The organism is uncultured Nostoc sp., assembly GCF_964245575.1.
Lineage (GTDB): Bacteria > Cyanobacteriota > Cyanobacteriia > Cyanobacteriales > Nostocaceae > Nostoc.
In genome coordinates, this window is record NZ_CAXTNP010000440.1 from 1 (window position 1) to 4,423 (window position 4,423).

General features: G+C 37.2%; 3 protein-coding genes and 1 pseudogene. 3 read left to right on the plus strand and 1 reads right to left on the minus strand.

Annotated elements, in window-relative coordinates; translation table 11 throughout:
* Positions 1-145: 145 nt before the first annotated feature.
* From ACFFAP_RS36420 to ACFFAP_RS36430, 3 genes and pseudogenes are all read left to right on the plus strand, one after another.
* The gene (locus ACFFAP_RS36420; RefSeq protein WP_375515769.1) at positions 146-736 is read left to right on the plus strand and encodes a DUF3102 domain-containing protein; all 591 of its coding nucleotides are present in this window, start codon (positions 146-148) and stop codon (positions 734-736) included.
* 521 nt (positions 737-1,257) lie between these two features.
* Positions 1,258-1,809 (plus strand): thiamine pyrophosphate-binding protein, encoded by a 552-nt coding sequence (locus tag ACFFAP_RS36425; RefSeq protein WP_375515771.1) that lies wholly within the window; start codon positions 1,258-1,260, stop codon positions 1,807-1,809.
* A gap of 252 nt (positions 1,810-2,061) precedes the next feature.
* Positions 2,062-3,518 (plus strand): annotated as a pseudogene (locus ACFFAP_RS36430) (ISLre2 family transposase).
* 314 nt (positions 3,519-3,832) lie between these two features.
* Here the strand turns inward: ACFFAP_RS36430 and ACFFAP_RS36435 are convergent.
* Positions 3,833-4,342 (minus strand): thiol-disulfide oxidoreductase DCC family protein, encoded by a 510-nt coding sequence (locus ACFFAP_RS36435; RefSeq protein WP_375515770.1) that lies wholly within the window; start codon positions 4,340-4,342, stop codon positions 3,833-3,835.
* Between the last annotated feature and the right edge of the window lie 81 nt (positions 4,343-4,423).

The window sequence follows — 4,423 nt, forward strand, 5'->3', positions numbered from 1 at the left end:
ACTCTGGTTAAGCTTTTGTTACATACTTATAAATTTCCCCGCCGACTTACTTACAAGTTCCCTAAAGCATGATGTAACAAGGCTAAAACACTGTTATGCAAGAATATCTTTGAGAAAAATACGAATACTGGCAGGAATGTACTATATGGAGATTATTAACGACGAGTCAGCAGCTTTACCTATAGAAGTCGAAGTAATAGCTACCCAGCCAGAGGAAATCATTGAACAGCCTTTAGTACCAAAAAGTAAGTCAGACTTTAAGACTAAAGAGGAAAAACAACAACGCTTAACTACTTTAGCAGAAGACACACGACGCAGGCTAAAACGAAGTGCTATGGATATTTATTGCATTGGTCTTAACTTACTAGAAGCTCAAAACCTCATAGAGCATGGTGAGTTTCTACCTTGGTTGCGACGGGAGTTCGGAATGGGTAAAACTTCAGCTTATGAGTTCATTCACGTTGCTAAAGCATTTGAGTCCAAATTTCCGATAATCGGAAATTTGATTAATAATATCACTCCTACTGCTCTCTACAAATTAGCAGCCCCTAGTACTTGTCAAGCAGCTAGAGATGAAGCAATAGATATTATCAAAGCAGGCAAAGTAGTAGATCCAGAAGTTGCGAAAAATCTCATGAATAAATATAAAAGTTCTAAAATAAGAACAAGACAACAGAGTGATGCAAATAAAATTGAAGCATTAGCCTTACCCAAGGTTGAGGTTGGTCAGATATAACAATCAACTAGTAATTCTATGCCAATCTCTTTTACGCCTCAACAAGATGAAGTACAAAAGTTAATAACCGAGCGTGATAGCTATAAAGTGCAATTAGAAGCTATACAAATAGTAAAATAAAAACTGGAGCTAGATGTTGCTAATCTTCGTTTAGAATTAACTTTATTGCAAACTTGCAAGAACAAGGAGTAGTATGCAGAAGCTGTATTGATGAGCGTTTATTGTACAGCAATATTTTCAGATTTTTAGCAAACTGATTTAGCATACAAAGTCTTGAAAAACCGTAGATATTTGATTAAATGGTTTAGATTTTTTGTAAGGATTCAGGTAGCAGAGTATTGACAAAGGAGACACTTGATTAGGAGTATCACGAATATTTTTAGACCTGAATCCTTACGATTTTTTTTCTTTAACTACTATCGTAAATCTCATGATGCTGCTATTATCAATTTTAGTGCTATATTTCATTTTTTCAAAGTTTGTGACTGCTTAATTAATACAAATGTAATAAGTATCTTTGTATTAAGTTAAATGATGCACTTGTAAAAGCTTTAATATCTTTAAACGTGCGCTACATTTTTGGTGTTAGCGGCGCAAATATTGAACACCTTCACGATGCCATCCATCGGTTAGGTGAAGGAAAGCTACAGTCAGTGATGACTAAGACTGAAGATGGGGAGGCTTTTATGGCAGACTGCCACGCACGTGTTCACCGCAAATTAGGTGTATGCTGCTCAACTTCTGGTGGTGGAATGATGAATTTAATTACTGGTATTGCAGAGTCGTATGCGGAGTCAGTTCCTGTTCTTGCTTTAGTTGGACAGCCACCGTTAGTGCTTGAAGGAAAAGGAGCCTTTCAAGACTCATCAGGTATCGGTCGTACAGTGGATAGCATAAAGCTTTGGAGTGCTGTTACTAAGTATGTAGCGAAGGTTTCAAAACCAGACGACTTTTGGTATCACTTGACTGAAGCTGTTAAGTCCGCTCTTTCTGGTCGTCCAGGGCCAGCTGTTCTAATGTTCCCCCGCGATATCTTTAAGCAAGAGGTCGAAGGGAGCAACGCGATTTGGTGAAGTCGGATAAAAAACGTGCGATGCCTTCTCTATGAGAGGCTTCGCCAACGGCGGGTGCAGCCATCGCTAAAAACTCACTTGCGTATAACTAAAATATTTATTACATGTCAATTACGTGTTAATACTAAATCAACTTGGTCGAGGATTTTAGAATATGAAGATGACTTTTTTTGTCCCACAAAAAAAGGTAGGATTCCCGAATAGTAAAGGTTTTAATATCTGACATCAAAACAGGGAGTTTGCCGTCACTGAATGAAAAATAATATATATTCTACCTTTGATTTGAGCAAATCATTGTCACACTTTCTTTGAAAAGTTACGAAACTTTTAGAATTAACGAACATCTTAGAATTTGAGGGACAAATTTTAAAGTTACGTGAGGACAAGATTAGGGAATTAGCATTAATTTTAGCCGGAGAATGCATTGCTTTATTGCTTCATAATCTGTCTAAATGTCAAGATTTTTTAGAGAAATCAATGCAGCAGACACAGGGATGGTGGCATAAGACAACGCAAAAGCATGGTTATAAAAAGCGACAAATATTAACAGTTGGGAATGTTGAAGTAACTTTAAAACTACCGTATGTAGTTGAACGTCTTTATCAACCAAATAAAAATAAACAAGATGAAGGATTTTGTCCCTTCTTAAGATATTTAGGAATATCGGAGGGTTTAACCCCAGTTGTTTTATCAAAGGTTGCTCAATATGGTGCAATTGCAGGTTCCTTTGAAGCTGCACGTACAACACTAATTGATTGGGGAATAAAGATTAGTTTAAAACGAATAGAACGGCTAACATATTATTTTGGTCAGTTGGGAATAGATTTACGTAATCACAAGCTAAATGACTTAAAATCTGGTAATTTATCCACCTTAAATATTCTTAAAGACCAACGTGTTGTAATTGCTGTAGACGGTGGTCGTACCCGTATTCGGATACCGAAAAAAGAAAAGCGTAAGGTTAAAACAAATCGTTATGGCTTTACAGGTGAATGGATAGAGCCAAAATTACTAACAATTTATGTAGTAAATGAACAAGGTAAAAAAGTTAGGACATCAGCAATTCCTATTACTAATGATGGCACGTATTCAGGTTATCAAGGATTCATCCAGATTTTAGAAATGTATTTAGTAAATTTGGGTATAAGCCAAGCAAAACAAGTCTTATTAATTGGGGATGGTGCAGAGTGGATATGGATACATATCCCTCCTTTATTAAAAAAACTACAATGTCCCTACCAAACTTATCAGTTATTAGATTTTTATCACGCAGCATCACATTTACAAGACTTTGCCGATGCTGCTTTTAACACAAATAATGAGCGTCAACAATGGTTTAAAAAGGCTCGTAAAATTTTAAAAAAAGGTCAAGCACTGGATTTAATGAGAAACATCGGTGAGTTTATATTATCAGCTACTGGAGAACGCTGCAAAATTTTAGTACGAGAACGAAACTACATTTTAAAAGCTTATCGACGGAGGCTTTTAAAATATAATGAAGTTGTGTCTCAAAAGCTCCCTCTTGGTAGTGGTGCAGTTGAAAGTAAAATTGTCAAGTCGTTAATTTACGTATGAAAGGAAACGGGAAATTTTGGTTAAAAACTAATGCTGAAATTATGTTACATCTCCGATGCCAATGGATAGCTGGAAATTGGGATAATTTTTGTGATTCTATCTTTAATTCGTTCATCAAGCCGATATCTGCTTGATAAATTTTATACCTTAATTTGGGTTTTAATTAGTCAATTGCCATAATTAAGACTAAATAATTAAAATTGGTTGCTTTACTTCTTTTTTAAAAATCGTTAAATAGCTTGCTAGTAATCTTTTTGAGATATCTCATCAAGATAAATTTCCCTGCAAATCAGTATGGTAATGGCAAATAAAGTCGCTTTGTACTTAAATCATAATTTTTAGCGATGGCTGCGCCCGCCGTTGGCGAAGCCTCTCGTAGAGAAGGCATCGCACCTTTTTTGCCCAACCTCACCAAATCGCGTTGCTCCCATTTATTGTGAAACTGGGCTTAGTCATCTTCATCCATTAAGCAACAACGGCTTTGGGTCTTGCAAGCTTGTCGAGAAGAACGCTCTCGTACAATAGTCGCTAAATCTGGTCGTCCTGTTAAGAAAAGTCGCCAATCAGCCCAAATCCCATATAGGAAGTCGGCAATAGCACCGATAACTGGTAAGGAAGTTGCAGCATAAACCCAACCCATCCCCAGAATTTCGTAAATGCGACGGAAAACCTCAACATTTTCAACTAGCGTTCCGTCTGGCAACACAGCATAAATACGCCTCATTGCAGTTTCATAGTCAACACCGCCATGTGCTTGCGAGTTGTAGTCATCAGCTGCAATATCTACAAACGCCACCAGCCCTCGACTGGCGTCCCGCTTCTTCAAAAAGTTAACCTCACGCAGACACAAGGGACATTGACCGTCATACAGCAGTTTGATTTTCCACGACGGCAGAGTGGATAAAGGCTGGTCTAGAGAGTTGTTACAACCGTAGGATTGCATTTGTGGTGAGGACATTTTGGGATCTTAACTAAGTTTATTTCCTTATACCAATTTAATATGAAGCTGCATATAATAGGGAGAAGCCAACTCTTAAGT

Bases quoted from the DNA above. Each gene is read 5' to 3' on its own strand.
- ACFFAP_RS36435 (WP_375515770.1), bottom strand. From the start codon at position 4,342: ATGTCCTCACCACAAATGCAATCCTACGGTTGTAACAACTCTCTAGAC.
- ACFFAP_RS36420 (WP_375515769.1), top strand. From the start codon at position 146: ATGGAGATTATTAACGACGAGTCAGCAGCTTTACCTATAGAAGTCGAA.